Raw genomic sequence first — 26,245 nt, 5'->3', positions numbered from 1 at the left:
ACCTCTTGCGTTTTCGCTTACTTCGCGGCGTTGGCCAGCGCGGGCGACAGCTTGTCCAGGATGTACGGAATGGACAGCACGGTCGGCTGGTTCACCGCGGTGATCTCCTGCGTGGTCAGGAACACGACCGAGTCCTTTTTCACCGCGGGCAGCTCGGCGTAACCGGGCAGCTGGCGCCACTTTTCGTCCATACCGGCCGAGTAGCCCGCGAGCAGCAGGTCGGCGGTCAGCTCGTTGATGCGCTCCGGCGACAACGCGACGCGGCCCTGGTTGGCGGGCAGGTCGACGAGATTCTTCGGGATGCCGAGGCCGAGCTGGGCGAACACCTTGGCCGATCCGTCGTTCGGGTCGTTGAGCGCCATCAGCTGGGTCATGCTCGCCAGCCAGGTGCTGGCGAAGGTCTTGCCCTTCAGGCCCGGGTTGGCGGTGGTGATGCCCGCGATCTTGTCGTCGACGCCCGCGATCAGCTTCGTCGCCTCGTCCTGCTTGTGCAGCACCTTGCCGAGCGTGGTCACCAGATCCTGCCAGGGCGTGATGATTTCCTTGCTCAGGCCGGGCAGGGTCGGCGCGACCTTGGTGAACTCTTCGTAGTTCTTTTGATCGGCGATGAAGGAGTCGGCCAGGATCAAGTCCGGTTCCAGTGCGGCGACCTGTTCGGGCAGGTTGCCGGTGGTGCTCAGCGGCTTCGCGGACTCGGCCATCTTCGGCTGCCACGGCGGCGCGCCCTTGCCGAGCACGGCGACATTATCGATGTAGGCGACGGGCGTCACGCCGAGCGCGATGCTGGTGTCGAGCCACTGGTTGCCCAGCACGACGATCTTCTTCGGGACGCCGGTGATGGTGGTCTCGCCACGGACGTGGCTGACGGTGATCGACTCGCCGTCGCCGCCCGCCTCGTCGCTCGACGATCCACACGCGGTGACGCCGAGGGCCATGGCACCGGCCAGCACGGCCACCGCCGCCCGCGCCCACCCGCGGGACGCCCGAACAGACCTCATCGTTGAACCCTCCTTCATCGAGGAACTCCCTCGACCGGCTCTACCGAGCCACCAGAATAAGTCAGCCAAGCCTAACCTATCCATATCTCACCTCCGCCCCAGGTTGGATAGCGATGTGCCGAAAGTACGAGATCGAAGAGGTGCGCGAATTCCGTCTGGACGCGCACGCGGGGGAGTATCGCTTGCACCGGCTGCACCGGGAAGGATTCCTCGGGTTGGAGCACGTCGTGGTCGGGGAGATCGGTTTCGCGGACCTGGTTCGGTAGGAGACCGACCGGGGTCTTTCCGGGCCGTGGCGGCGTAGGGTGCTGGCGTGAGTACTGTGCCGCTCGCGGTCGTGGGGGCGGTGACCGTGTTCCTCGCCGCGATTGTCGTGGGGCGATGGTTGCTGGTGAACGAGCTGCTGATCGACCGGTTGATCAACGCGACGTTGAGCTGGGACCTGGCGGCGATCGTGCTGTACGAGATCGCGAGCATGCTCGGCATGCGCGATCTGGGGGAGCGGTTGTTCCTCGGCATCGGCGCCATGACGCTGGCCTACGCGTACGGGTTCGCCAGGCTGCTCGACGGTATGGACGCTGAGACGCTGCGATCCCGGCAGCGGCAGTACAACAGGGTCGGCGTGGCGACGGGAGCGGTCATCCTGTTGGGTCCGGCGCTGGTCGACCTGCTCGGCTGGCCGATCGGCACACCCGCCGCCCAGAACAGGGTGATCTGGACGGCGGGCAGCTTCGTCGCGATCAGTTGCGGAGCGCTGATCGCCAGGGCGTGCGTACGGGAACTGCGCACGCCGGATCCGACGACGCGAGAACGTTGGGCGTACTTCGCGTTGCTCGTCTTCGGGCTGTACTGCTGCTTCGCCTCGGCCGTCGGCGCGCTCCGCATCATCGCGGGCATGCGGACCATCGAACCCGGTTTGCCGTGGGCCGTGGCCACTTTCGTAATGCTGGCGGTTGTGACCACGCTGATCGCGATCCCGCTGCTCAGCGCGGTCCTGGTGCGCAGCGGGCTCGATCCCGACGGCCGCGCGTGCAGGCGGTTGCGTCCGCTGTGGCGCGATCTCACCGCGGCCGTCCCGGAAATCGTTTTGCTGCCCGATGATTCGCATCGCGACGAGCCGATGTCGCGGTTGTATCGGATGACGGTCGAGATCCAGGACGCGCTGATGCACCTGCGGCCGTACGAGCCGGAACCGTCGGCGGACCCGGGCATGGAGGACTACGCCAGGCGGATCGCGCACGCCGTCCGGGCGAAGGCTTCCGGCCTGCCGCCACGCCCGCGCGGCGGCGTGCACACCACTGCCGCGGAATTGATCAGGACCGACGACCGCTCCACGGGTCTGCGCGATCTGCTCCGGCTCGCGAAGGAGTGGCCGAAGCGGGGTGTCGGCGTCACGGGGTGACACGCTCCTGGCGGGTTCCGCCGCGTAGGCCGATGGACATGATGCTCGAGGGTTCGTCGAGTTCGATACGGTGCCAACGGTTTCGAGGAACGAAGGCGGCGCCCGCGCGCAAGGGAACCACGGTTTCGGTATCGCTTGGATCGACCCCGAGACGCTGCCGCGCCTAGCCGAACTCGGCCCGCGGTGGGCCGCCCTCAGCGCCACCGACACCTACGCGGACGGTCTGCGCGCCCTCGTCGACGGGTTGCTCGACCGAAGGTGACCGTCACCGCGCCAGGGCACGTGACGGTCACCTTCGGTCGGTTGTCCGTTTACAGGCTGACCCGCTGCTCCGGCGGCAGGAACAGCTCGTCGCCTTCCTTCACCTCGAACGTCGTGTAGAACTCGGCGATATTGCGCACCACCTGGTTGCAGCGGAATTCGTTGGGGGAGTGGGTGTCCTGCAGACGGGAGATGGTGGACTCCTCGGTCTGCTTCTCCCGCCAGGTGCGCGCGTGCGAGAAGAACATCTCGCGGTAGTCGGGCTCGATGCCCTCGCGTTCGGCGGCGATCCGGTAGGCCGCCAGCGCGATCTGCAGGCCGCGCAGGTCGGCCAGGTTCTCGCCGACGGTCAGCTTGCCGTCCACCTTGTACTTGGGATCGAGACCCTCCGGCACCAGCCCGTCGAACTGCGCGATCACCTGATCGGTCTTCGCCTTGAACGCGGCCAGATCCTCGGGCGTCCACCAGTCGCGGCGGTTGCCGTCACCGTCGTACTTGGAACCTTGGTCATCGAAACCGTGGCCGATCTCGTGGCCGATGGTGGCGCCGACCGCGCCGTAGTTGACCGCGGTGGTCGCGTCCTTGTCGAAGAACGGCGGCTGCAAATACGCTGCGGGAAAGGCGATCTCGTTGTTGGTGGGGGAGTAGTAGGCGTTCACCGTCTGCGGCGACATCGCCCATTCTTCCTTGTCGACCGGGGTGCCGAGCCGGTTGAACGCCCGCTTCACCTCGAAGGCGTTGACCGCGCGTAGCGACTCGATCAGCCTGCCCCTGGTGATCTTCAGCTCCGAGTAGTCGACCCACTTGTCCGGGTAGCCGATCTTGGTGTTGATCTTGGCCAGTTTGGCGAGCGAGGCCTCCCTGGTCGGCTGCGACATCCAGGACGAATTGGTGAAGTTGTCCCGGTACGCGGCCATCAGGTCGTCGATCATCTCCTGCGCGCGCTTCTTCGCCTCCGGCGGGAAGTGCTCGGCGACATACAACTTCCCGAGCTGTTCGCCGAGGTTGTCGTCGACAACGCCGACCGCCGACTTCCACAGCTCCGGCCGCTCCTCGAGCCCGCCGAGCACCTTGCCGACGAAGTCGAACCGCGCGTCGGCGATGGCCTTTGGCAGGAAACGGGCGTAGGCGTTGGTGACGTGCACGCGCAGGTACTCCCGCCACTGCGCGATGTCCACCTCGGCCCACAGCTGACCGGCCGCGATGACGAACGACGGCTGCCCGACCACCATCTTGTCGAACAGCGACCTCGGCCGGTCGGTGTTGCCCGCCATCCACTGGTCCCAGTCGAATTGCGGTGCCAGAGCCGTCATTTCGGTCCAGCTCATCAGGTTGTAGGTGGCGTCGGTGTCGCGAACGCGCACGTTGTCCCAGTGCGCGGCGGCGATCCTCGTCTCCAGGTCGAGCACCCGCTGCGCCAGTCCCACCGGATCGGGGAAGCCCGCCCCAGCGGCCATCTTCTCCAGGTAGACCTTGTAGCCCGCGAGCTGGGTGGCGTACTCCGGCTTGCGGTAGTACTGCTCGCCCAGGATGAGGCCGGACTGGCTGACGGAGGGGATGTAGGCGTTGGAGTTCTTGCGGTCGATATTGATGCCGAGGCCGATCAGGCCGCCGATCGGAAGTTCGGCCATCACCTTGGCCAACTCGGCCTTGGTGGCCGCGCCGTCGATCTTCGCGAACAGGTCAGCCAGCGGGCTCATGCCGAGCCGCTCGATCTCCTCCAGATCGAGCCGCGCGTCGTACAGATCCCGGATCTGCTGAGCCTCGGAGCCGGGCTCCGGATTCTCGATGCCCTCGATGATGGCGCGCAGCTGTTCGTTGGTGCGGTCGATCGCCTCGCTGATCGCGCCGACCTCGGACTTGTCCGGCGGCAGCTGGTAGTCGCGCAACCACGCGCCGTTGACGTGCCGGTACAGGTCGTCCTGCGGACGGATCAGTTGGTCGGCGCCGCCCATGTCGACACCGGTCAGCTGTACGGTGTTCGCGTTGCCGTCGTTCGAGCAGGACGCCAGCAGCGCCGCGGCGGGAGCGGCGACGCCGAGCGCGACCAGGAAGGCGCGACGGTCCAGCTGGACCCGACGACCGGTTGATGTCACGTGAATCCTCTCCCCGATGCGGTCCACGCCCGCACGTTGTGATCGATGGCGACGTTCGTTCGGCCGAGGCTACCGGCGCGGCGGGTCGCGGGCACGGATTCCTCGCCCCGCGCCCCCGATTTGGGAACGACCTGGGGATTCCCATACACTAGACCGGTTGCCTGCGGGAGCTGTGCCCGCATCCTGGCCGCGAACCCCCAGTGGTCGGCTCTCGAGTTCTTGCTCAGACCGTACGAAACCGCTGGTAGGCGCGCGTTCGGGTGGTAACACGACCATGCCCGTCGGGTCGGCAATCCGGCGTGCGTATACGTCCAGGTCAAGGAGGCTGAAGTGATTCAGCAGGAGTCGCGACTGCGCGTCGCCGACAACACGGGTGCGAAGGAAATCCTCTGCATCCGCGTTCTCGGTGGTTCGTCGCGTCGCTATGCCGGTATCGGCGACATCATCGTCGCCACCGTGAAGGACGCCATCCCCGGCGGCAACGTCAAGCGTGGTGACGTGGTGAAGGCCGTCGTCGTGCGCACCGTCAAGGAGCGTCGTCGTCCGGACGGTTCCTACATCAAGTTCGACGAGAACGCCGCCGTGCTCATCAAGGCGGACAACGATCCGCGCGGCACCCGCATCTTCGGCCCGGTCGGCCGCGAGCTGCGCGACAAGAAGTTCATGAAGATCGTCTCGCTGGCTCCGGAGGTGCTCTGACATGAAGGTGCACAAGGGCGACACCGTGCTCGTCGTCTCGGGTAAGGACAAGGGCGCCAAGGGCAAGGTCATCCAGGCCTACCCGGCGACCAACAAGGTCCTCGTCGAGGGCGTGAACCGGATCAAGAAGCACGTCGCGAACTCCGCCACCCAGCGCGGCGCCTCCTCGGGCGGCATCGTGACCCAGGAAGCCCCCATCCACGTGTCGAACGTGATGGTCGTCGACTCCGACGGCAAGCCGACCCGTATCGGCTACCGGACCGACGAGAACGGCAAGCGGGTCCGGATCTCCCGTAAGAACGGGAAGGACATCTGACATGACCACCTCTGAGAAGACCCAGCCGCGCCTCAAGCAGCGCTACCGCGCCGAGATCAAGGACGCGCTGAACAGCGAGTTCAACTACGCCAACGTGATGCAGATCCCCGGCGTGGTGAAGGTCGTCGTGAACATGGGTGTCGGCGACGCCGCTCGCGACGCCAAGCTGATCAACGGCGCCGTCGAGGACCTGGCCCTGATCACCGGTCAGAAGCCGCAGATCCGCAAGGCGACCAAGTCCATCGCGCAGTTCAAGCTGCGTGAGGGCATGCCGATCGGCGCGAAGGTCACCCTGCGCGGCGACCGCATGTGGGAGTTCCTGGACCGCCTGGTCTCCATCGCGCTGCCCCGTATCCGCGACTTCCGCGGCCTGTCGCCGAAGCAGTTCGACGGCAACGGCAACTACACGTTCGGTTTGAGCGAGCAGTCGATGTTCCACGAGATCGACGTGGACAAGATCGACCGCCCGCGCGGTATGGACATCACCGTGGTCACCACGGCGACCAACAACGAAGAAGGCCGTGCCCTGCTGAAGCACCTCGGCTTCCCGTTCAAGGAGAACTGAGCCATGGCTAAGAAAGCACTGGTCAACAAGGCCAACGCCAAGCCGAAGTTCGCGGTGCGCGCCTACACCCGCTGCCAGCGCTGCGGCCGCCCGCACGCTGTCTACCGCAAGTTCGGCCTGTGCCGCGTGTGCCTGCGCGAAATGGCGCACCGCGGCGAGCTGCCGGGCGTGCACAAGAGCTCCTGGTGAGCTCGCGCTCCTCGTGAGCGCCTGACGAAATACCCCACGAGGGCACGGACTCCGACGAGTCCGTGCCCTCGTGCGTTCGTGGGCAACCTATAACTATCGGTCACCTTATTTAACGTTATCTGATAACCTTAAATAAGGAGGAGCCATGGCGAAGCTTGTTCAGCTGCGCTGGGTGGGCAAGCTGGATGGCGGCGGTCTGTCTCGCAGGGACCGTGGTTCCGGCACCTACCAGGCGTACCTGCCCGATCCGTTGGTCGGGCGACCCATCGTTCTGACCAGCGAGACCGCTGCCGATGTCGTCGATGCGGAGGTGGCTATTGCCCGGCTGGACGCTGAGGCCAAGGCGCTGATCGAGACGGAAGCGCTGTCTCGACTGCTGCTTCGCGCCGAGGCTGTCGCCTCTTCGCGGATCGAGGGCCTCGAGATAGGCGCGCGTCGACTCCTACGCGCGGAGGCCGCCCGGCAGCTGGAAGGCGAATCCTCCGATGTGACGGCCACCGAGGTGCTGGCGAATATCGATGCGATGGCGGTGGCCACCAACGCCGTCGGTCGCGGCCAACCGATCAGCGAAGGCGTGCTGCTCGAGGTCCATCGCCGACTGCTGGCAGGCACCAAGCTCGCACACCACGGCGGATGCCTGCGCGACGAACAGAACTGGATCGGCGGCAGTTCCTTCAACCCGTGCTCGGCCGCCTTCGTACCGCCGCCGCCGGAATACGTGCGCGAGTTGATGAAAGACCTGATCGACTTCTGCAACAGCGACGACCTGCCTGCTGTCGCGCAAGCGGCGATTGCGCATGCGCAGTTCGAGACCATCCATCCGTTCATCGACGGTAACGGCCGCACCGGACGGGCGCTGATCCATCTCGTATTGCGCCGCCGCGGTGTGGCCGAACGTGTCATCGCGCCCGTGTCTCTGGTGCTCGCCACGTGGAGTGACAGCTATATCGATGGCCTGAATCGCTTCCGGCACATCGGTCCGGCCGACTCTGGGTCGGCCACCGACGACCTGAACACCTGGGTGGCGCGCTTCGCCGCGGCGTGCACCCGGGCGGCCGGCGACGCGACCGCTTTCGAGGTGAAAGCCGCTGCCCTGCAGAAATCTTGGCGAGAGCGCGTGGCGCCGGTGCGCGCGAACTCCGCACTGGACCTGCTGCTCGGGAAGCTCATCGGAGCCCCGATTCTGACCGTGTCCACCGCGGCCGCCCTCATCGGACGCAGTTTCCCCGCCACGAACGCCGCGGTCGACCGGTTGACCGAGGCCGGAATCCTGCGCCAGCTCACCATCGGCCGCCGCAACCGAGCCTTCGAGTCGCCAGAAGCGATCACCGCGTTCACCGCCCTGGAACGCCGCCTCGCCAGTCCAGACGGTGACACGCGGACTTCGGAGCCGAACCGCCCGGTACCCCGTCGCCCCTCCCGCTAACTCTGATCAGGGACCTGGGCAATGTTAAGAACAGCTTCGGATCGGGGCGTCATCTCAAATGGTAGTAACAAACGTTTCTGATTACCGATCTTCCGTGTGGACCATCACATGGAGGATGAAATGAACCATCTCGCAACAAAATTCGCTGTCGCCGTCGCGTCTGTGGCCATCCTGGGCGCGGGTGCCGCGCCCGCGATGGCGGCTCCGGCTCCCGTGGCGCCGCAGGCCGCACCGGTTGCCGATTCCGGTTCCTCGGGCACCGGCTCCGCGGCCATCGACCTCCCGCTGGGGCTGCTCAAGCTGCTGTTGTGTGGTCCGTGGGGCAGCACGCAGCCGCACCCGAACCCGACTTGCCGCTGAGCGTCGGCCAGGTAAGGCGAAAGCGTGGACTCCCGGAGTCCGCGCTTTCGCGCGTTCGATGCGCAGTTCGCTACTCGCCCCCTGGATTACGATGGCGCTTATGCCGAGTCCGCAGATCGAGCGAATCGCAGCGCGATCCGCTATGTCCATGCCTATGCGCTGGGGACCACTCATGGACAACTTCCGCCGGGCGTACGGCCTCTGCACCCAGCCAATTACCTCCTGATCGGCAAATGGATGGCCGGGAAGTCGCACGGAATCGATCTCGACATATCCATATCCCCTGGGATGAGCTCGAATTCTGAACGCTGCCCCGCCAGTCCGGACGGCGGCACGCGAACCTCGGATCCCAGCCACCCGGTGCCCCGCCGACCGACTCGCTAGGAGGCGGTCGCCTGAACTCTCGCCCACGGCGATGGCGCAGGCTTGGAGGGTTTCAGCTGGCGCGGGGCGCCACCCGTAGCTCGAATCCCGAAGGCTTGAGCGTGATCTGCTCCTTGATGTCGAGCTTGTAGCCGGGGTCGTGCTCGAAGTCGAATGCGTGCAGGAGGTGGGCCAGGGCGAGCATCACTTCGTGGTAGGCGAACTGGCGGCCGATGCAGGCGCGTAACCCGGTGCCGAAGGGCTTGTAGGCGCGCTGGTCGCGCTGGCGGCCGGGTAGCCAGCGGTCCGGATCGAATTCCTCGGCGTCCTCGCCCCACACCGCTTTGTCCCGGTGGGCCTGGAGTGTCAGGACCAGAACCCACTCACCGGCCTTGAAGTGGTAGCGGCCGTCGCCGATGACCACGTCGTGGCGAGCCTCCCGGAAGTAACCCGGCGCGATCGGCCACAGCCGCAGGGTCTCGTCGACAATGCGCCGGATGTACCGCAGTTTCGCGACGTCGTCGAATGCGATCGTCGGGTGGGTCTGGCCGGGGAATCGCTCGGCCAGCTCCTTGCGTGCCTTCGCGGCGATCTCGGGATTGCGTGCGATCTCGTAGAGCGCGAAGGCGAGCACGCCCGCGCTGGTCTCGTGTCCGGCCACGAGGAAGGTCAGGATCTGATTGCGGATGTTCAGGTCGTCGAGGTTCTCGCCGGTCTCGGGGTCCGGAACCGTGAGCATGCGGTCGAGCAGGTCACCGTGCTTGCCGACCGTGCCGCTGGACTTTCGGGTGGCGATGATCTCGTCGACGACCTTGTGGACGTAGGCGATGTCGCGTTTGTGCTGGACGGCGGCGGGGCGGCCGATGGTCTTCTGGATGAACGGCGGAAGGTTGGCGTTGCTGTTGATGTACCGCAGTCCCCGCAACATGGTCGCCACGAACGGGTGGGTCTTATCGCGGGTGAACGAGTCGAAGGTGAAGTCGAATCCGCACTTGCTGATGACCTCGAGGGTGAAGCGGTTCATGTCCTCCGCGACGTCGACCCACTGGCCCCGGCGCGAAGCCCAGTAGGCGATCAGGTCCCCGGCCACCGCGTTCATCGTGTCGTGATAACCGATCATGGCCTCCTTGGTGAAGGAGGGGGCGAGGATGTTGTGGGCCTTCTGCCAGTTCGGCTCGCTGTTGTACGCGGTGAACAGGCCGTCACGGGCGACGGGCCGGATCTTCTTGAAAAGCACCCCGACGTGCTTGGTCCAGTTCTTCTCGTCGTTGATCTCGGCGATCAGGTCGGCGCCGGAGACAACGATCATGGGCCAGTCCATGATCCTTCGCTCGAAGATAGGCCCGAGCGTCTGCGCATCACGCATCGACATCTGGGTGGGCTTGACCGGGTCGGTGGTGAGCAGATCGCCGACCACCGGCAACCGCCACCGCGGATGCGGAAGCGGAGCTCTGGACTCGGTGGTCGAGGGCGTGCGAACTGCCATGGCAACTCCTATCGGGCCCGCGACGCGTCGCGCCGCGGGCCATGGGTGGCGATCAGGCCGCGGACCCGCGACCATGCGTGTGCGAGCGCGAGCAGTTCGTGGAGCTCGGCCTCGAGGTCCCGGACGCCGGGTTGCGCTCGGTTCTCGGGTTTCGCGGCGCTGTCGACGGGCGGTCGGCCGGTGGTCTTCGCGGTGATGGCCTCGGCGATGCGGCGGGTATAGACCTGCGGATCGTGGTAGTCGGCCGCATCGATGGTGACGTAGCGGCGCAGGTGCAACAGGCTGTCGCGAATCTCCATCGTCATGCGGTGGAGCTGGATCGCGGGGTCCAGCGGACCTCGGGCCGTGGTGGTGAGCACGACCTCGGGTACGGCGGCGGTCAGGTCGCTCCACAGTGGCCGCAGCCGTCGAAGGTAACGGCCGGTGCGATCGCAGCCGAGACGCGTGGTGAGCGTGCTGATCATGGGGATAGCCGAGACGCTGACCGCGAAGAAGGTCGCGGTGGCGAAGGACCAAGCCTTGCGGCGCATTTCGGGATCGAGGACCGGGTGATCTGTCAGCACGCATCCGATCGTCTCGATGACGATGCTGCCCGCGTCGAGCCCCAGGGCGACGGCGGTGCACAAGATGACGATGAAGACCACACGTTCCTGGCGGGTGATGTCTCCGGTCAGCATCTCCCGCATGCAGATCCTGCCGACGAGTACGGCGGTGATACCCACGGGCAGGCAGAACACGATCCAGAGCACTACGGTCGGCCAGCCGAGAAGCTGGTCCACCAGTAGATTCGCGCGGCGTGCCGGTGTTCCGGCGATGAGGATCGTGACGGTTGCGGTGGCGACGACCAAGTCGTAGCGACGCTGTCTTTGCCAGGCTCTGTCCGGATCCGCACCGTCCCACAGCTTCGCTATGCCGTAGATGTTGGACACGATGAGCAAGATCGCGCCGAACGAGAGCTGCCGGGCGAGGTGTACAACGGTGTCGTCGTCACCGGGAAGTGCCGAGGTCAGGGCTTGCTCGAACCACGACTCGCGCAGCAGCATGCCGACCAGCGACGCGCCGATGGCACGGTTGATCAGCCGGTCGACGATGGTGTCGCGCAGCAGCGACCACCGACCGATCATGGTCAGGACGATGCCCGCGATCATGGGCACGGTGAGGTACGCCGGTATCGGGGAGGTCATCTCACCGGTGCCGTGCGCGAAAGAAGGTCGACCGTAACCGGCTCGCGCGCCGGCGGGGCAGCATTGCGTGGACCATCAGCAGGTCGGCGAAGGCTTCGGCGTCGTGCTCACGATCGCTGCCGTAGTCGTCGCGTCGCAGCACGCTGCGTATCGCTTCGGCCGACAGTGACGGCATCAGTTCGTGCAAGGGGAGGTCGGCGGCGTCGGCGGTGTCGGTGTCGGCGCCGTGTCCGAGCAGCATGTGCCCGATCTCGTGGGCGATGATCTGGTCGTTGTGCCACGGTGTCTCGCCGCCGTACATGATGACGTCGTCGTGCTCACGGGCGATCCACAGTCCGGACCCGGTGCCGCAACCTGTTCCCGCCAAAGCATCGGAATCGATCGCGCACAGGTGGATCGGGCGCCCTCGGTACTCGGCCACGCGGGCGACATATGCCGAGGTGTCCCATGGGTAGGGAATCGCGACGACGCGGGCCAGCTCTTCGAATTCGGCGGTCAGTCGGTCCACTGCACCGTCATCTGTTCAGTGGCGTCGCGCCGGTCGGCTCGCTTCGCCGATCCCCGCTCTGCCGCGGTGCTGTACGCGGGTAGCGACGAAGCCGGAGAGAACCCTCACTGACCAGCATGTATTGCACCTCTTTGCTGCGCCTGGCTGCTGTGTTCGTATGCCGGCTCCGATGGCGGCGCCGACCTCGTCGTCGGATGCGCCGCCTTTTAGGCGACGGCGATGCAACCGTTCCTCGGCATCGGGCGGTCACGATCCTCGGAAAGCCGTCCGCCGAGAACCGTCTCCGGCCGACAGTGCATGGCGACTGAGTTCGGTTGAGCCCCAGGGTATCTGATGAACCCACGATGGGCTCGCTACGTGATCGAGCTACTCCGCGAAGCCAAAGAATCGGCGAAGATGTTGTCGCACAGAATAATTCGGCGAACTCGCCGCCGTTGCAGATCGCTTGTTCGGTGCATGGTGGCGGAGCCGCTTCGATCTCTATGCGATCCGCAGCCGTTTCCGGCGCTTCGAAACCGTTCCCCGAGGCCGATGTGACACAATTTGTGTTACAGTGGGTAGATGGGAACGCTGAATGTACGCACCGATGAGGCCATGGAGACCGCTCTGGCCAAGCTGACGGCGAACTCGGGCCGGACCCGTTCAGAGGCGGTCCGCTATGCGCTGCTGCGCACTTATAAAGAACTTCTCTTGGAGCAGGCCGCCGCTGACGCAGAGCGGCTCGCTGTGGATCCGGACGATCAAGCCGAGATGCTCGCCATTCAGCGGTTCATGGGCGTCGCATGATCTTTCGGGGCGCGATCTATGAGATCAAAACCCTGCCCGGTGGGCGCGGCCATGAACAGCAAGGCAAGCGTTACGCGGTGATCATCCAGTCCGACAGGTTCCCGGCGAGCACTGTAATCGTCGCGCTCACCTCGACCAGCGCTGGTCCGGCTGTATATCGGCCGGAGATCGAGTTCGACGGGGTTCGTACCCGGGTGCTGACGGACCAAATCTACACCGTCGCCCCGGAACGACTCGGAGATTTCAAGGGCAGTTTGGATGCTGCGGAACTCGCTGACCTGGATCGCGGTCTGATGTTGAAACTCGGTCTTCTCTAGCGCTAGCTGAAGTAGGCCGGTGTCGCTCGGGTCGTCCGACCCCGATTTTGTCCTGGTCAGCCCATTGCCTACACTAGAGCGGTTGCCTGGGCACCTCCATGTCCGCATGTGTACCGATCCGGGCGATACGTACCCCGCCGGTCGGCAGTTGCCGACCGGACCAGCCGAATTGTTGTAGGCCCACCATTGGCGCGCTTCCGGGCGCGCGGGTGCTGTATGGGAACCGCAGCGAGAAAGGTGTCGAGGTCGAACTATGACCATGACTGATCCGATCGCAGACTTCCTGACCCGTCTGCGCAACGCCAACTCGGCGTACCACGATCAGGTGAAGGCTCCGCACTCGAAGCTCAAGGCGAACATCGCCGAGATCCTCAAGCGCGAGGGTTACATCGCCGACTACCGGACCGAGGACGCGCAGGTGGGCAAGACGCTCATCGTCGACCTCAAGTACGGCCCGAGCCGTGAGCGCAGCCTCGCCGGCGTGCGCCGCGTCTCCAAGCCCGGTCTGCGTGTGTACGCGAAATCCACCAACCTGCCCAAGGTCCTGGGCGGCCTCGGCGTGGCCATCATCTCCACGTCGCAGGGTCTGCTGACCGACAAGCAGGCGGCACAGAGCGGCGTGGGCGGCGAAGTCCTCGCTTACGTCTGGTAAGGGAGGTCAGGACAATGTCGCGTATTGGTAAGAAGCCCATCGCAGTTCCGTCCGGTGTCGAGGTGACCATCGACGGCCAGAACGTGTCGGTGAAGGGTCCCAAGGGCACCCTGTCGCACGTGGTCGCCGAGCCGATCACCGTCGCCCGCGGCGAAGACGGCCAGCTCGAGGTCGTCCGCCCGAACGACGAGCGCCGCAACCGCTCGCTGCACGGCCTGACCCGCACGCTGATCTCGAACATGATCGAGGGCGTGACCAAGGGCTACGAGAAGAAGATGGAAATCTTCGGCGTCGGTTACCGCGTGCAGGCCAAGGGCTCGAACCTCGAGTTCGCGCTCGGCTACAGCCACCCGGTGCCCGTCGAGGCTCCCGAGGGCATCACCTTCGCGGTGGAATCGCCCACCAAGTTCTCCGTGTCCGGAATCGACAAGCAGAAGGTCGGCCAGATTTCGGCGGTCATCCACGGCCTGCGCAAGCCCGACCCGTACAAGGGCAAGGGCATCCGCTACGCAGGCGAGGTCGTTCGCCGCAAGGTCGGAAAGACGGGTAAGTGATCATGGCGCAAACCGAAAACCAGAAGGCCAAGCGCATCCCGCTGGGCAAGGACTCCTCGACCCAGCGTCGTCTGTCGAAGACGCGTCGTCACTTCCGCCTGCGCAAGAAGGTCGCCGGCACCACCGAGCGTCCGCGCCTGGTGGTCAACCGCTCCTCGCGCCACCTGCACGCGCAGCTGGTCGACGACTCGCTCGGCAAGACCATCGCCGCCGCGTCCTCGATCGAGGCCGACGTGCGCGCGGTGGAGGGCGACAAAACCGCCAAGGGCAAGAAGGTCGGCGAGCTGATCGCCGCCCGCGCCAAGGCTGCCGGTGTCGAGGCCGTCGTGTTCGACCGTGGTGGCCACGACTACCACGGCCGCATCGCCGCTCTGGCCGATGCCGCTCGCGAAGGCGGGTTGAAGTTCTGATGATGAAGATTGCGAACGGAAGGAACGTCTGATGCCGGGACGTCAGCGGCGTGACGGCGGAAACGGACCCGCCGGACAGAATGGCAGCAACCCCGAGGGCGGCCGCGGCGATCGTCGCGGTGGCGATCGTCGCGGTGGCGGCGACCGTCGGGACAACGCGGCCGAGAAGAACCAGCTCGAGCGCGTCGTCGCGATCAACCGCGTCTCCAAGGTCGTGAAGGGTGGTCGTCGCTTCAGCTTCACCGCCCTCGTGATCGTCGGCGACGGCAACGGTCTGGTCGGCGTCGGCTACGGCAAGGCCAAGGAAGTTCCCGCGGCCATCCAGAAGGGCGTCGAGGAGGCTCGCAAGGGCTTCTTCCGCGTCCCGATGATCGGCTCGACCATCACCCACCCGGTTCAGGGTGAGGCGGCGGCCGGCGTGGTCATGCTGCGCCCGGCTTCCCCCGGTACCGGTGTGATCGCCGGTGGCGCGGCTCGTGCCGTGCTGGAATGCGCTGGCATTCACGACATTCTGGCCAAGTCGCTCGGTAGCGACAACGCGATCAACGTCGTGCACGCGACGGTGGCCGCGCTCAAGCAGCTGCAGCGTCCGGAAGAGGTCGCGGCCCGTCGTGGCCTGCCCCTCGAGGACGTCGCTCCGGCGGGCATGCTGCGTGCGCGTGCGGGACAGGGAGCCTGACCATGGCAGATCTCAAGGTGACCCAGATCAAGAGTTCGATCGGCGCCAAGCAGAATCAGCGCGACAGCCTGCGGACCCTCGGTCTGCGCGGCATCCGCAAGTCCGTCGTGCGTGAGGACAACGCCCAGAACCGCGGGCTGATCAACGTCGTGCGCCACCTCGTGACAGTTGAGGAGGTCTGACATGACCATCAAGTTGCACCACCTGCGTCCGGCTCCCGGCGCCAAGACCGAGAAGACCCGTGTGGGTCGCGGTGAGGGCTCCAAGGGCAAGACCGCGGGCCGCGGTACCAAGGGCACCAAGGCTCGCAAGAACGTCCCCGCCGCCTTCGAGGGTGGGCAGATGCCGCTGCACATGCGGCTGCCCAAGCTCAAGGGCTTCACGAACCGGTTCCGTACCGAGTACCAGGTCGTGAACGTCGGCAAGATCGCCGAGCTGTTCCCCGAGGGCGGGCAGATCGGCAAGGCCGAGCTGGTCGCCGCGGGCGCGGTCCGCAAGAACCAGCTGGTCAAGGTTCTCGGTGACGGCGAGATCGGCGTCGCGGTCCAGGTGACCGTCGACAAGGTGACCGGCGCCGCCAAGGAGAAGATCACCGCCGCCGGTGGCACTGTCACCGAGCTGGGCTGACGGTACTCTGACAAGCAGTGGCACCGGACGAGTGACGAGCTCGTCCGGTGCCACTGTTAGAGTTCAATTGTTGTCTGCCAAGCCTCGTCATGGTTTTCGGCGTCCTCCTGTTCCGCGTGGAACTCGGACAAGCTGAAACATCCATGTCATGACCATGTCGTTCGCGCCAGGAGGATCTGTGCTTTCCGCCTTCGTATCGGCCTTCCGGACTCCGGACTTACGGCGGAAGATTCTCTTCACGCTGGGGTTGGTCGCGCTGTACCGTGCCGGTGCCGCGTTGCCGTCGCCCGGCGTGGACTACAAGGCCGTCCAGGAATGTGTCGACCTGGTCTCCGGCGGTGAGAACGCAGGCATCTACCAGCTCATCAATCTGTTCTCCGGTGGTGCGCTGCTGCAGTTGTCGGTCTTCGCGATCGGCATCATGCCGTACATCACCGCCAGCATCATCATTCAGCTGCTCACCGTCGTCATCCCGCGGTTCGAAGAACTGCGCAAGGAAGGCCAAGCCGGCCAGACGAAGATGACGCAGTACACGCGGTACCTGTCGATCGCGTTGGCCGTGCTGCAAGCGACCGGTCTGGTCGCCCTCGCCGCGCGTGGCCAGCTGCTCCAGGGCTGCCAGCAGGACATCCTCGCCGACACAAGCATCTTCGGCATGATCATCATCGTGCTCGTGATGACCGCCGGTGCGGCGCTCGTCATGTGGTTCGGTGAGCAGATCACCGAGCGCGGCGTCGGCAACGGTATGTCCCTGCTGATCTTCGCGGGCATCGCCGCGCGCATCCCCACCGAGGGCAAGGCCATCCTGGACAGCCGAGGCGGTCTGGTCTTCGGCCTGGTGTGCGCCGCCGCCTTCGCCATCATCGTCGCGGTGATCTTCGTCGAGCAGGGCCAGCGCCGCATTCCGGTGCAGTACGCCAAGCGCGTGGTCGGCCGCAAGATGTACGGCGGCTCCTCGACCTACCTGCCGCTGAAGGTCAACCAGGCCGGTGTCATTCCGGTCATCTTCGCTTCGTCGCTGCTGTATCTGCCCAACCTGATCGCGCAGCTGACCTCGTCGCAGAACAACCCTGACCCCAGTTGGTGGCAGGAGATCATTCAGAAGTACCTGGTGAACCCGAGCAACCCGGTGTACATCGCCATCTACTTCGGCCTGATCGTGTTCTTCACCTACTTCTATGTCGCGATCACCTTCAACCCGGAGGAACGCGCCGACGAGATGAAGAAGTTCGGTGGCTTCATCCCGGGGTATCGTCCCGGTAAGCCGACGGCCGACTATCTGAACTTCGTCCTGAGCCGCATCACCCTGCCCGGCTCCATCTACCTCGGTCTGGTGGCAGTCCTGCCGAACCTCTTCCTCGATATCGGCAACACCGGTGGCGTCCAGAACCTCCCGTTCGGCGGTACCGCGGTGCTGATCATGGTGAGCGTCGGCCTGGACACCGTGAAGCAGATCGAAAGCCAGCTGATGAATCGAAATTACGAAGGGTTCCTCAAGTGAGAGTTGTATTGCTCGGTCCGCCGGGTGCCGGCAAAGGCACCCAGGCCGTCCTGCTATCGGAGAAGCTGGGCGTCCCGCACATCTCGACCGGGGATCTCTTCCGCGCGAACATCGGCCAGCAGACGCCGCTTGGGCGCGAGGCGCAGAAGTACATGGACGCCGGCGATCTGGTGCCCAGCGACGTGACCAACCGCATGGTCGAGCAGCGTGTCAACGAGCCCGACGCCGCCAACGGCTTCGTGCTCGACGGCTACCCGCGCACCATCGATCAGGCCGAGGCCTTGGAGAAGATCCTCGGCGACATGGACAAGAAGCTGGACGCAGTCCTGTGCTTCGTCGTTGCCGAGGACACCGTGGTCGAGCGGATGCTGGCGCGTGGCCGCGCCGACGACAACGAGGGCGTGATCCGCAACCGGCTCCGGGTGTACCGCGAGGAGACCGAGCCGCTGCTGCAGCACTACGACGGTCTCGTCGTCACGGTGGACGGCGTCGGCGAGGTGGACGAGGTCAACGCCCGCGCGCTGCGCGCACTGGGTCACTGATGTCCCTGTCTCGGGAGCGCTGAGCCGTCATGGTCTTCGGCCGCAAGAAGAGCAAGAAGGTGGTGCCGTTCCGCACCGCCGGTGAGCTGGACGCCATGGCGGCGGCGGGCGCGGTGGTCGGCCGCACTCTCGTCGCCGTGCGTGCGGCCGCCAAGCCAGGGGTCTCGACCCTGGAACTGGACGAGGTCGCCGAGCAGACGATCCGCGACGCGGGCGCCGTGCCGTCCTTCAAGGGCTACCACGGTTTCCCCGCCTCGATCTGCGCGTCGGTGAACGACCGTGTGGTGCACGGGATTCCGACCGCGGAAGAGATCCTGGTCGAGGGCGACCTGATCTCGATCGACTGCGGCGCAATCCTGGACGGCTGGCACGGCGACTCCGCGTGGACCTTCGGTGTCGGCGAGATCATCGAGGCCGATCGACTGTTGAGCGAGGCGACGCGTCTGTCCATGGAGGCGGGCATCGCCGCCATGGTGCCTGGCAACCGGCTGACCGATGTGTCGCACGCGATCGAGATGGGCACCCGCGCCGTCGAGGAACTGCACGGCCGCGCCTACGGCATCGTCGACGGATACGGCGGCCACGCGATCGGCCGCGAGATGCATATGGACCCGTTCCTCGCGAACGAGGGCGCGCCGGGCAAGGGCCCGAAGCTCGTGGTCGGCTCGGTGCTTGCCATCGAACCCATGCTCACGCTCGGCACCACCCAGACCAAGGTGCTCGACGACGACTGGACAGTCGTCACCCTCGACGGCAGCCGCGCCGCGCACTGGGAACACACCGTCGCGGTCACCGAGGACGGGCCGCGCATCCTCACCCCGCGCCCGGAGTAGGGGCGCCTTGCGGTAGCACTGCGATTCCTACCCGGGTAGCATTGGGGTATGAAACTGAGTGTGAGCCTATCCGAAGACGATGTGGCGGTGCTCGACGCGGAGGTATGCAGGTCGGGTCTGCCTGGTCGGTCCGCCGCGATCCACAAGGCCATCGATCTGCTGCGTAGCCGTTCGCTCGAAGACGCCTACGAAGCGGCGTGGGACGAGTGGGACGCAAGCGATGATGACAACGTCTGGTCGATCGCCACTGGCGACGGGTTGGCGTGATGCGGCGCGGCGACCTTGTGCTCGTCGATTTCGATCCGGTCCGTGGCAATGAGGTCAGCAAGTTGCGCCCCGCCGTTGTGGTGAGCAACGACGGCGCCAACCGACGGGCCGTGCAACTCGGCCGCGGTGTGCTGACGGTGGTTCCCGTCACCAGCAATGTCGAGCGAGTGTTTCCGTTCCAGGTCTTGCTGGAAGACGTTCCCGGACTGCGTGTTACGTCGAAAGCGCAAGCGGAGCAGGTTCGCTCTGTATCGCTGGAACGAATGGGGCGGGTGCTCGGGCGGGTGACGACCACCCAACTGAAAGAGCTGGATAACGCTCTACGGCTGCATTTGTCTCTGTAGAACGCTGCGGCCGGATCGGGCCGCCGGCGTCGCCACTCCGACCGGACGCTGCCCTACGAGAAAATGGCAAGGGCGCAACACACTATCTCCGCGGCTGCCGTCGACGCCGGACGTTTCCCGGCGGACATCGCCCGCATGGCACGACCGGTCGGAACGATTACCGACGCTCCCCGGTTCGGACGTTCGCTCGCGCGGCGAGGACTCGATTCGCACCGACGCCGCGGGCCGGGCCCGTCTCGGTCGATCTCGCCGCGGTGACCGTCCTCGGTCGCCCGGCGATCCCCAGCTCGCCGCTGGATCGGTGACGTCGTTCCTTGCACCCGCGCCTTGCGCGCCTGACCGAAACCTTCGGCGGTGCTGGGGATTCGGCGGTTTCGCGTTTCTGTACCTCCCTCGCTCCGCGTGACTTTCGCTCCGCGGACGACTCTGTCCGGCGGTGACTGTTGCTCCGCGGTGGACCTTGTTCTGCGGATACTTTCGCTCCGCGGACGACTCTGTCCGGCGGTGACTGTTGCTCCGCGGTGGACCTTGTTCCGCGGATACTTTCGCTCCGCGGCGAACCCTCCGCGGTGACGTTTGCTCCGCGGCGGGCCTTGTCTCGCGGTTACTTTCGTTCCGCGGTGGGCCTTGTCTCGCGGTTACTTTCGCTCCGCGGTGGACCTTGTCCCGCGGGCTACTTTCGCTCCGCGGTGGACCTTGTCCCGCGGCTACTTTCGCTCCGCGGTGAACCCCGCGGTGACCTTTGTTCCGCGGTGGACTCTGACGATGCAGTCAGATTAGGTTCCGCGCGGTGGTCGGCTCCCGAGTAGCGAACTACTCGAATCTCGCTGGAGCGGACCGCAGTTGACGTCCGAGCAACGCGCGCGGCGCGCCGCGCTACCCGGAATGACCTGCCGCCGAGACGGTTTCAGCTCTGGCCGGTTTTGCGGAAGAACAGCACGTGATCATGGTCGATGAGCGTCATCGACTTGCGCAGCTGCCGGATGCCCGCGCCGGGCAGGTAGGTCAGGTTCGCGAAGGATTGCGTGTTGCCGAACGCCGAGCGGAGTTTGTTCTCGGTGGCGTGGCTGGCGCCGTAGGCGGCGAGCACGCCGAAGTCCAACGGCGCGAGCGGCTCGTCGAGCGTGGCGGGTCCGGCCGGGCGGCCGAGCGCCGCGTATTGCGTCGCCTTGCCGTGCTCGTAGCGGCACAGCTCGTAGGACATGTTCGCGGTGGCCGTCACGCCGACCACCGGCCAGCGCTGGGAAAGCCGCAGGGCCAGCGGGTGTTTGCCGACGGGAGCCAGCTCCCAGTTCAGGCTCATCACGGTCACCCAACCGCCGTAGGACATCTCGATCAGCACCACGTCGTCGCCGAGCGTGCTCGCCGTGTTGAGTTCAGCCTCGCCGAGCACCCAGTCCTCGTCGTCGGAGTTGTGATAGGTGGCGCTGTCCACGAGCTGGATGTCGTCTTGGGCGTAGGCCTCGATGATGGCGGCGCGCAGTTGCGTCATCGCGTCGCGATCCGGGCAGCGCACGCCGAGCGCGCCGAAGGTGGGGCCGATCTCGACCGGAGTCGACGGCGGTTCGGGATCCTCGCCCGGCGCGAGCGGCCGCAGCCCGACCAGCGCAAGCCGCCAGTTGATCTCCTCCACCGTGGACAGGTCGCCGGAGGACTTGCGCACGATCTGCTGCTGGGTCAGCCGCCCGGCCTGCTCCAGGGTGCGGCACTCCAGTTCGACGAGCGCGTTGTAGGACTTCGGCGTGAGGTCCAGATCACGAATCCCGCACGCGCGCAAACGGATCGACATGCTTGTCGAGGTGAACGCGGCGTACCGTTCGCGATACATCGCTATCGCCTGCTTGCGAGAGCGGCCGACCATCAGGGTGCGCAGCAGCGTGCTCAAGCTGGCCAGGTACTTGCCCGCCAGTTCGGGGTTGGCGGCGGCCAGCTCGGCGCGGATGCGGGCGGCGTCCTCGACGGCGGCGACGGCCGCGTCCTGGTCCAGCCTGCCGAGCCACACGCCGCACTTGCCGAGGCCGTCGGCACACATACCCGCCACGTGCGGATGGGTTTGTGCCACTTGGCGATACGTGGCGCAGGCGCCACGGATGGTGGTCGTGGCCAGGTCGCGGCGACCGGCCGCCCTTGTCACCTGTTCGAAGACCCGTAGGGACTCTTGCAATTCACCGGCGAACCGCGCCTCGACCATTCCGGCGGCCAGCCAGTGCAACCGGATGCCGACCGCTTCCTGCGCGGGCGCGGGCGCCTCCAGGGTGCGGTCCCGGCGCGCGGTGGGATCGTTCTTCGTGGCGACCAGCGCCTTGGCCAGTTCGACGAGCGAAGTGGCCAGGCGGAGTTCGGAATCGACCGTTCGGTCTCGGGCCGCACTGCGATCGACCGCAACCTGTCGTTCGACAGCACTCAGATCCATCGCGAACCCAACTCCCGCATCACCTTCCACAGACGGTCGTTCCTTCGGCCGCACCTGTTCTCGCGAAAAGTCTGCCACAAATCGGGTGCCGTCGCCCGGGAACGACAGGGCTCGCTGCTAGCTGTCAGCTAACTCGGCGCGAACCGCGTGCTCAGGCCTCCAGCAGGAGCGTGACGGGGCCGTCGTTGGTGAGATCGATGTGCATGTGCGCGCCGAAACGACCCGTCGCGACGGTCGCCCCGAGGGCACGCAGCGCCTCGGCGAAGGTGTCGACGAGCGGTTCGGCGACCGAACCCGGCGCGGCTGCCGACCAGGACGGGCGGCGGCCCTTCGCGGTGTCGGCGTAGAGGGTGAACTGGCTGACGACGAGCACGGGCGCGTTCAGGTCCGCGGCGGAACGCTCGCCGTCCAGGATGCGCAGCCGCCACAGCTTGTCCGCCAACGCTTTCGCGGTCGCCTCGGTGTCGTCGTGGGTCACGCCGACGAGCGCGACCAAGCCCTGGGGGTCGGGATCGATCCGTCCGACGAGTTCGCCGTCGACGGTCACCTGCGCGGCGGTCACTCGCTGTACAAGAACTCGCATCGGGTGATCATCGCACTCGCGGCACGCGCACTCGAGCACGCGCGCTCACGGTGGTTGCGAGGACGTTCCCGTGCCTCGGGTGAACAGGGCGTGAACGGTTGCGTCGGGGCATTCGGGCACCTGCCAATGTGATTGTGCCGCAGGTCATCAGGCGTTCGTCAGGCTATCGGCCCGCAGGTGGTCGCGCATCTGTGCGTCACTCCCACGCTGTCCTAAGTTCATGTAAAGGTTACTGACGAGTTGCACTGGACTGCCATCGTCGCAGGAGTTCGAACCGTAGTCGACCGGTGGGCCTGCCACCCCGGGGGTAGAGGTGCGAGATGACGACTGAGACTTACTCCGAGAAGCTGAGGACCGCCGGGTACGAGACCGACAAGGTCCGGGCTCGGTTGGAGAACATCTCCGGGCGGGTTCAGGACCAGCTGAGCACCTTGCTTTCCGTGATCGGCAGCGACAACTTCGGCAGCCAATACGTCAAGGGCAACGGTAGTCCCGGCCTGACGGAGCGGCTGCAAGGTGCGGTGGACGGCACCAGCACCATGGCGGAGTCCTGGGCGAACCTGTCGAAGGGCCAGTACGAGGCTGCGGTCGCCGCCGACCGGAACGAGGAGGCCGCTCGGCAGGCAATCGAGCAGGTCTGAGCGGCGGTGGTGGCAGGCGGGCCTTCTGGGCGCCGCCATGGAGTTCGGAGTGGGCGACATGACATCTGGGCGTATGGAGGGGGAGATCGCCGGGCTGCTGGAGGACTTCCGCGGCCGCATGCGGGATATCGCGGAAGCGCAGCGGGAGCGCGTCAAGCTGACGGCGACCGCGACCACGCGCGACAAGACGGTGTCGGTGACGGTGAACGCCAACGGTGTCGTCATCGAGACTCGCTTCTCCGACCGCGTCGATGAACTGAGCTACGACCAGATCGCCAAGGCGGTCACCCGGATGGCGCAGCAGGCGGCCGACGAGGTGTTCGCCAAGAGCAAGGCGCTCGCGGCGCCGCTGTTCGACGAGCGCGCACGGCTGCCGAAACTGTCCGATGTGATCCCAGGAATGCCGGATATCGAGGCCGAAATTCCCATGGAGCCGCCGGTTTCGCTGTCGCCCCCCGGTTCGTCGGAACGCGCCGAGAGCGACGAGGTGATGACGTTCACCGATGTCGAGAGCTACGACCACGGCGGTGGCAGGGGGCCAACGGAGAGCGTCGCAGGCCAAGCCTGGTGACGTGAATCGGCCTCTCGATGGGTTATTGGGCGATCCCGCCGGAGCTCGCGTGGCTCGAATGGGTGGCGGGCGCGGAGATCACGCGCATCGATCCCGACGATGTGGTCAAGGTTTCCGCTGTGCTGCGGGAGATCGCCGAAGAGATCCTGTCCGAGGCGATAGCGGAGGCGGACGTCGCCGCCGCTGCGGTGGTCCACGCGTATCCGCAGGGTGAGGGCGGGCAGCAGATCGTCGATTCGCTGCGGTCGATGATTCACGACGACACGCCCAAAGGCGGGACGCCGCAGCACGGTTCGATCGAGTTGATGGGCAACTCGTTCAACGATCTGGCCGTCTCGGTCGATGATTTCGCGGGTGCGGTTCACGCGAATCACCTGAACGCGATCTTCTCGCTGAGCTGGTTGGCGGCGGAGCTTGCCCTGTCCTTCTTCGCGGGGCCGGGGGCGGGCGCCGTGCAGGCCGGCGCCATCGCGGCGACGCGAGCCGTGTTTCGAGCCATGGCGCGGTGGTTGGAGGGCCGGATCGCCGCCATGCTCGCCAGAACCTTCCTGTCGGACGCGGCGAAGCAGGTGGTCTCGAAGCTCGTCTACGAGATCGTCCAGGAAGCGATCGTCGAAGTCTTCCAGGGCACGGCACAAGAAGTGGCGGTGCAGGGCATCGTCATCGCCGAGGGCCTGAACAGCCAGGGCTGGGACACGGGAGCGATCTGGGAGAACGCCTGGGTTTCCGCGCTTGCGGGTGGCGCCGGTGGTGGTGCGGGCTTCGGATTGAACCGGGCGATGGGCCGGATCGCGCCCAGTCTGATGAACAACCGCGGTGTCCGCGGCTTCACAGGCGGGGCGATCGTTGGTGCGGGTGCCGGCTTGGCCGGTGCTTTCGTCGCGGCATGGGCGACAGGGAACTGGGATCCGCGTTCCTTCGTCGGTGGCGCGATCTCCGGCGCGGGGCCGAGCGGTGTCTACGGGGCACGGGGCCAGACGCAGCACAACGGGCCGATGAACTTCAACAGGGAACCCGTCCGGGTCGGCACGCTGCCTGGATCCGGACCGGCCGCCGACGGCACGTCCCCGGTTCCCGCATCGAACGCTGCCGATGGTACGGGCACCAACGATGGTGGAGCCAACGGCGGCGGGACCAACGGAGCGGGGACCACCAGCGCTGGAACGAATGGTTCTGGAGCTAATGCCACTGCCGGTAGTGATGCTGGTTCGCCGAGCACCACAGCCGCGTCCACGGGGCCGTCCGGGTCGCCGGACGCCGGCCAATATGGCGGAACAGCAGGTACTTCCGATGCCGGTGCGGCGAGCTCGAACGACACCGGCGGTGACTCGGCAGGTCAGCAAAGTGCGGCCCCTGCCGGTCAAACCGCTACGAATTCCGGTGCCTACGAAGGCTCTTCGAACTCCTCGGCCGGTGATTCCGCCGCACAGAACGGCGGCGCACCCGCCACGGGCGCGCATTCGGTTGCGCCGACCGGAGATTCGGGGCAGGTTGGCGCCGATTCCGCGCAAGCGGGCGGGGGCTCGGCGCAAACGGGTGCGGATTCCGGTGCACATGCTGGTCATTCCGCGACGTCTGCTTCGGATTCGGCTGCGCCGGAGGGCAGTTCCGCTGCGAGCGACCACCGCGTAGCCGACGGCTCGACGCCGGGAACGTCGGCTGCCGGAGTCACCGATTCGGGGACACCCCTGTCCGGTACCGGTACGACCGGGGTCGGCGGAGCGTCGCCCGCGGCGCAGGCGCCTGGCGCCGCTGCGGTGAACGCCGGACCGGTCGGGGCGGGCATGCCTGGCGCGCCGACGGGTGCCGCCGCCCCGGGTGCGGCCGTTTCCGGTTCGACGCCCGCGGTCGCAGGCTCCGCCGCCTCGAGCGTCGCCCCCGGTGCGTCGTCGTCCGCGTCTTCGTCGCCCACCTCGTCCGCTGCTCCTGCGCAGCAGTCCGGTAGCGCCGCCGGGTCGAGTGCTTCCCGTCCCGTCGGTGCGCAGGGGAGTTCCGCCGTGCTGGACGGCACGACGCGCGCTGTCCCGCCCGACGGGGCCGGTGCCGTGTCGACCGGCGACAGCGCGTCGAGGGCGAACGCTGGCTCCGCACGTGCGGTCGATGTCCCCGGCGGCTTGTCGGACCAAGCCGGGCCGGTTCAGGCGCGAATCGCGGATTCCGAAGCGCCGCAAGCCCGCTCGCAGGCCGAGGACGACGCCGCGGCGAGCGATCAGCGGCAGGTGCAGGTGGACCCTGCCGACCTGGTTTCACCCGACCCGGCGACGACGCGGCCGGACGGCGAAGCGGATTCGAACCACGGGGCGGATTCGGATAGCGCGGCGAATTCGGACGGCAGGTCGGATTCGGACGCCGGGGCGGATTCCCGCGCCGGAACGGATTCGACTGCCCGACAGCCGGATACGGACGACCGATCCGATCAGGACGGCGCTCTCGCGGTGGACCCGGCCGCCGCAGCTCTCGCGCTGTCCCCGCCGCCACCGGCGCCGCCTAGCCGACCCGCACCGAGCAGTTCACGCCCGGCCACCGACGGTGATCGGGCGGCGCTCGCGCCCGACACGAGTTCGAATACCGACCCGGCTTCTCGACCGGACCCCGACCGCGACCCCGATCCAGACCTGGATCCGGATCTCGACCCCGACGCCAGGACCCCCGCCCCCGACGCGGACACGGGT

At 66.5% G+C, this 26,245-nt stretch carries 31 protein-coding genes and 1 pseudogene; 25 read left to right on the top strand and 7 right to left on the bottom strand.

Going from position 1 to position 26,245, the window contains the following annotated elements; all coding sequences use genetic code 11:
* Positions 1-17: 17 nt before the first annotated feature.
* The gene (locus NAM01S_RS14640) at positions 18-998 is read right to left on the bottom strand and encodes an ABC transporter substrate-binding protein (protein WP_067785249.1); all 981 of its coding nucleotides are present in this window, start codon (positions 996-998) and stop codon (positions 18-20) included.
* Between the two features lie 113 nt (positions 999-1,111).
* Here NAM01S_RS14640 and NAM01S_RS35025 point away from each other — a divergent pair, with 113 nt between their 5' ends.
* The 3 genes from NAM01S_RS35025 (at position 1,112) to NAM01S_RS35955 (ending at position 2,662) form a co-directional block, all read left to right on the top strand.
* Positions 1,112-1,264 (top strand): hypothetical protein, encoded by a 153-nt coding sequence (locus tag NAM01S_RS35025; protein ID WP_157107745.1) that lies wholly within the window; start codon positions 1,112-1,114, stop codon positions 1,262-1,264.
* 47 nt (positions 1,265-1,311) lie between these two features.
* Complete coding sequence (locus NAM01S_RS14635; protein ID WP_157107744.1) at positions 1,312-2,400, top strand: DUF6545 domain-containing protein; 1,089 nt, start codon at positions 1,312-1,314, stop codon at positions 2,398-2,400.
* A gap of 70 nt (positions 2,401-2,470) precedes the next feature.
* The gene (locus NAM01S_RS35955) at positions 2,471-2,662 is read left to right on the top strand and encodes a hypothetical protein (RefSeq protein WP_067785243.1); all 192 of its coding nucleotides are present in this window, start codon (positions 2,471-2,473) and stop codon (positions 2,660-2,662) included.
* A gap of 49 nt (positions 2,663-2,711) precedes the next feature.
* On the opposite strand, the gene NAM01S_RS14625 is transcribed toward NAM01S_RS35955, so the two are convergent.
* Positions 2,712-4,757, bottom strand: coding sequence for a M13 family metallopeptidase (locus tag NAM01S_RS14625; protein ID WP_253798659.1), 2,046 nt, complete (start codon positions 4,755-4,757; stop codon positions 2,712-2,714).
* A 330-nt stretch (positions 4,758-5,087) separates the two neighbouring features.
* Between NAM01S_RS14625 and rplN the strand changes: the two genes are divergently transcribed.
* The 6 genes from rplN (at position 5,088) to NAM01S_RS14595 (ending at position 8,312) form a co-directional block, all read left to right on the top strand.
* The gene (gene rplN, locus NAM01S_RS14620) at positions 5,088-5,456 is read left to right on the top strand and encodes a 50S ribosomal protein L14 (protein ID WP_014981702.1); all 369 of its coding nucleotides are present in this window, start codon (positions 5,088-5,090) and stop codon (positions 5,454-5,456) included.
* Position 5,457: 1 nt separating this feature from the next.
* Positions 5,458-5,772 carry a 50S ribosomal protein L24 gene (rplX, locus tag NAM01S_RS14615; RefSeq protein WP_067785240.1) on the top strand — a complete coding sequence of 105 codons (315 nt, stop codon included), beginning with the start codon at positions 5,458-5,460 and terminating at the stop codon, positions 5,770-5,772.
* Position 5,773: 1 nt separating this feature from the next.
* Positions 5,774-6,337: a 50S ribosomal protein L5 gene (gene rplE / locus NAM01S_RS14610; protein ID WP_067785237.1), complete on the top strand. Its 564-nt coding sequence runs from the start codon at positions 5,774-5,776 to the stop codon at positions 6,335-6,337.
* A gap of 3 nt (positions 6,338-6,340) precedes the next feature.
* Positions 6,341-6,526, top strand: coding sequence for a type Z 30S ribosomal protein S14 (locus NAM01S_RS14605; RefSeq protein ID WP_014981705.1), 186 nt, complete (start codon positions 6,341-6,343; stop codon positions 6,524-6,526).
* A 145-nt stretch (positions 6,527-6,671) separates the two neighbouring features.
* Complete coding sequence (locus NAM01S_RS14600) at positions 6,672-7,952, top strand: Fic family protein (protein ID WP_067785234.1); 1,281 nt, start codon at positions 6,672-6,674, stop codon at positions 7,950-7,952.
* Between the two features lie 120 nt (positions 7,953-8,072).
* On the top strand, positions 8,073-8,312 hold the full coding sequence (locus NAM01S_RS14595) for a hypothetical protein (protein ID WP_157107743.1): 240 nt from the start codon (positions 8,073-8,075) through the stop codon (positions 8,310-8,312).
* 436 nt (positions 8,313-8,748) lie between these two features.
* Here the strand turns inward: NAM01S_RS14595 and NAM01S_RS14590 are convergent, their stop codons facing one another.
* From NAM01S_RS14590 to NAM01S_RS14580, 3 genes are read right to left on the bottom strand one after another with little or no spacing between them, the layout of a single operon-like run.
* Positions 8,749-10,161, bottom strand: a complete 1,413-nt coding sequence (locus NAM01S_RS14590) for a cytochrome P450 (RefSeq protein WP_067785227.1) — start codon at positions 10,159-10,161, stop codon at positions 8,749-8,751.
* 8 nt (positions 10,162-10,169) lie between these two features.
* Positions 10,170-11,345, bottom strand: a complete 1,176-nt coding sequence (locus tag NAM01S_RS14585; protein WP_067785224.1) for an MAB_1171c family putative transporter — start codon at positions 11,343-11,345, stop codon at positions 10,170-10,172.
* 1 nt (position 11,346) lies between these two features.
* Complete coding sequence (locus NAM01S_RS14580; protein ID WP_067785221.1) at positions 11,347-11,853, bottom strand: hypothetical protein; 507 nt, start codon at positions 11,851-11,853, stop codon at positions 11,347-11,349.
* A gap of 561 nt (positions 11,854-12,414) precedes the next feature.
* Here NAM01S_RS14580 and NAM01S_RS14575 point away from each other — a divergent pair.
* The 13 genes from NAM01S_RS14575 (at position 12,415) to NAM01S_RS14515 (ending at position 19,365) form a co-directional block, all read left to right on the top strand.
* Complete coding sequence (locus NAM01S_RS14575) at positions 12,415-12,639, top strand: hypothetical protein (protein WP_067785218.1); 225 nt, start codon at positions 12,415-12,417, stop codon at positions 12,637-12,639.
* Positions 12,636-12,956, top strand: coding sequence for a type II toxin-antitoxin system PemK/MazF family toxin (locus tag NAM01S_RS14570; protein ID WP_067785215.1), 321 nt, complete (start codon positions 12,636-12,638; stop codon positions 12,954-12,956). Before NAM01S_RS14575 ends, NAM01S_RS14570 begins: the two co-directional genes overlap by 4 nt.
* A 253-nt stretch (positions 12,957-13,209) precedes the next feature.
* On the top strand, positions 13,210-13,608 hold the full coding sequence (gene rpsH, locus NAM01S_RS14565) for a 30S ribosomal protein S8 (RefSeq protein WP_067785212.1): 399 nt from the start codon (positions 13,210-13,212) through the stop codon (positions 13,606-13,608).
* A gap of 14 nt (positions 13,609-13,622) precedes the next feature.
* On the top strand, positions 13,623-14,162 hold the full coding sequence (rplF, locus tag NAM01S_RS14560) for a 50S ribosomal protein L6 (RefSeq protein ID WP_067785209.1): 540 nt from the start codon (positions 13,623-13,625) through the stop codon (positions 14,160-14,162).
* Positions 14,163-14,164: 2 nt separating this feature from the next.
* Positions 14,165-14,572: a 50S ribosomal protein L18 gene (gene rplR, locus NAM01S_RS14555; RefSeq protein WP_067785206.1), complete on the top strand. Its 408-nt coding sequence runs from the start codon at positions 14,165-14,167 to the stop codon at positions 14,570-14,572.
* Between the two features lie 31 nt (positions 14,573-14,603).
* On the top strand, positions 14,604-15,251 hold the full coding sequence (gene rpsE, locus NAM01S_RS14550) for a 30S ribosomal protein S5 (protein WP_067785204.1): 648 nt from the start codon (positions 14,604-14,606) through the stop codon (positions 15,249-15,251).
* Between the two features lie 2 nt (positions 15,252-15,253).
* Positions 15,254-15,433, top strand: coding sequence for a 50S ribosomal protein L30 (gene rpmD, locus NAM01S_RS14545; RefSeq protein WP_014349110.1), 180 nt, complete (start codon positions 15,254-15,256; stop codon positions 15,431-15,433).
* 1 nt (position 15,434) lies between these two features.
* Positions 15,435-15,878 carry a 50S ribosomal protein L15 gene (gene rplO / locus NAM01S_RS14540; RefSeq protein WP_067785201.1) on the top strand — a complete coding sequence of 148 codons (444 nt, stop codon included), beginning with the start codon at positions 15,435-15,437 and terminating at the stop codon, positions 15,876-15,878.
* Between the two features lie 178 nt (positions 15,879-16,056).
* Positions 16,057-17,379, top strand: a complete 1,323-nt coding sequence (gene secY, locus NAM01S_RS14535; RefSeq protein ID WP_067785198.1) for a preprotein translocase subunit SecY — start codon at positions 16,057-16,059, stop codon at positions 17,377-17,379.
* Positions 17,376-17,921 carry an adenylate kinase gene (locus NAM01S_RS14530; RefSeq protein ID WP_067785195.1) on the top strand — a complete coding sequence of 182 codons (546 nt, stop codon included), beginning with the start codon at positions 17,376-17,378 and terminating at the stop codon, positions 17,919-17,921. Before secY ends, NAM01S_RS14530 begins: the two co-directional genes overlap by 4 nt.
* Positions 17,922-17,950: 29 nt before the next feature.
* Entirely contained in the window at positions 17,951-18,754 is an 804-nt protein-coding gene (map, locus tag NAM01S_RS14525) for a type I methionyl aminopeptidase (protein ID WP_067785192.1), read from the top strand.
* A 48-nt stretch (positions 18,755-18,802) separates the two neighbouring features.
* Complete coding sequence (locus tag NAM01S_RS14520) at positions 18,803-19,021, top strand: ribbon-helix-helix protein, CopG family (protein ID WP_067785190.1); 219 nt, start codon at positions 18,803-18,805, stop codon at positions 19,019-19,021.
* On the top strand, positions 19,018-19,365 hold the full coding sequence (locus NAM01S_RS14515; protein ID WP_174554807.1) for a type II toxin-antitoxin system PemK/MazF family toxin: 348 nt from the start codon (positions 19,018-19,020) through the stop codon (positions 19,363-19,365). The genes NAM01S_RS14520 and NAM01S_RS14515 overlap by 4 nt, the downstream gene beginning before the upstream one ends.
* A gap of 907 nt (positions 19,366-20,272) precedes the next feature.
* Here NAM01S_RS14515 and NAM01S_RS14510 read toward each other — a convergent pair.
* Complete coding sequence (locus NAM01S_RS14510; RefSeq protein WP_067785184.1) at positions 20,273-21,778, bottom strand: hypothetical protein; 1,506 nt, start codon at positions 21,776-21,778, stop codon at positions 20,273-20,275.
* A gap of 151 nt (positions 21,779-21,929) precedes the next feature.
* Positions 21,930-22,361, bottom strand: coding sequence for a D-aminoacyl-tRNA deacylase (dtd, locus tag NAM01S_RS14505; RefSeq protein ID WP_067785181.1), 432 nt, complete (start codon positions 22,359-22,361; stop codon positions 21,930-21,932).
* 320 nt (positions 22,362-22,681) lie between these two features.
* Here dtd and NAM01S_RS14500 point away from each other — a divergent pair, with 320 nt between their 5' ends.
* The 3 genes and pseudogenes from NAM01S_RS14500 to NAM01S_RS14490 form a co-directional block, all read left to right on the top strand.
* A complete protein-coding gene (locus NAM01S_RS14500) occupies positions 22,682-23,002 on the top strand; it encodes a hypothetical protein (protein ID WP_067785176.1) in 321 nt (106 codons plus the stop codon).
* Between the two features lie 58 nt (positions 23,003-23,060).
* Complete coding sequence (locus NAM01S_RS14495) at positions 23,061-23,573, top strand: YbaB/EbfC family nucleoid-associated protein (protein ID WP_169810854.1); 513 nt, start codon at positions 23,061-23,063, stop codon at positions 23,571-23,573.
* A gap of 17 nt (positions 23,574-23,590) precedes the next feature.
* A pseudogene (locus NAM01S_RS14490) lies at positions 23,591-26,245 on the top strand (hypothetical protein); the annotation flags it as partial.

The organism is Nocardia amikacinitolerans NBRC 108937 (genome assembly GCF_001612615.1).
Classification (GTDB): domain Bacteria; phylum Actinomycetota; class Actinomycetes; order Mycobacteriales; family Mycobacteriaceae; genus Nocardia; species Nocardia amikacinitolerans.
Note: the sequence above shows the minus strand (reverse complement) of the source record. Positions and strands in the feature narration are given on the sequence as shown.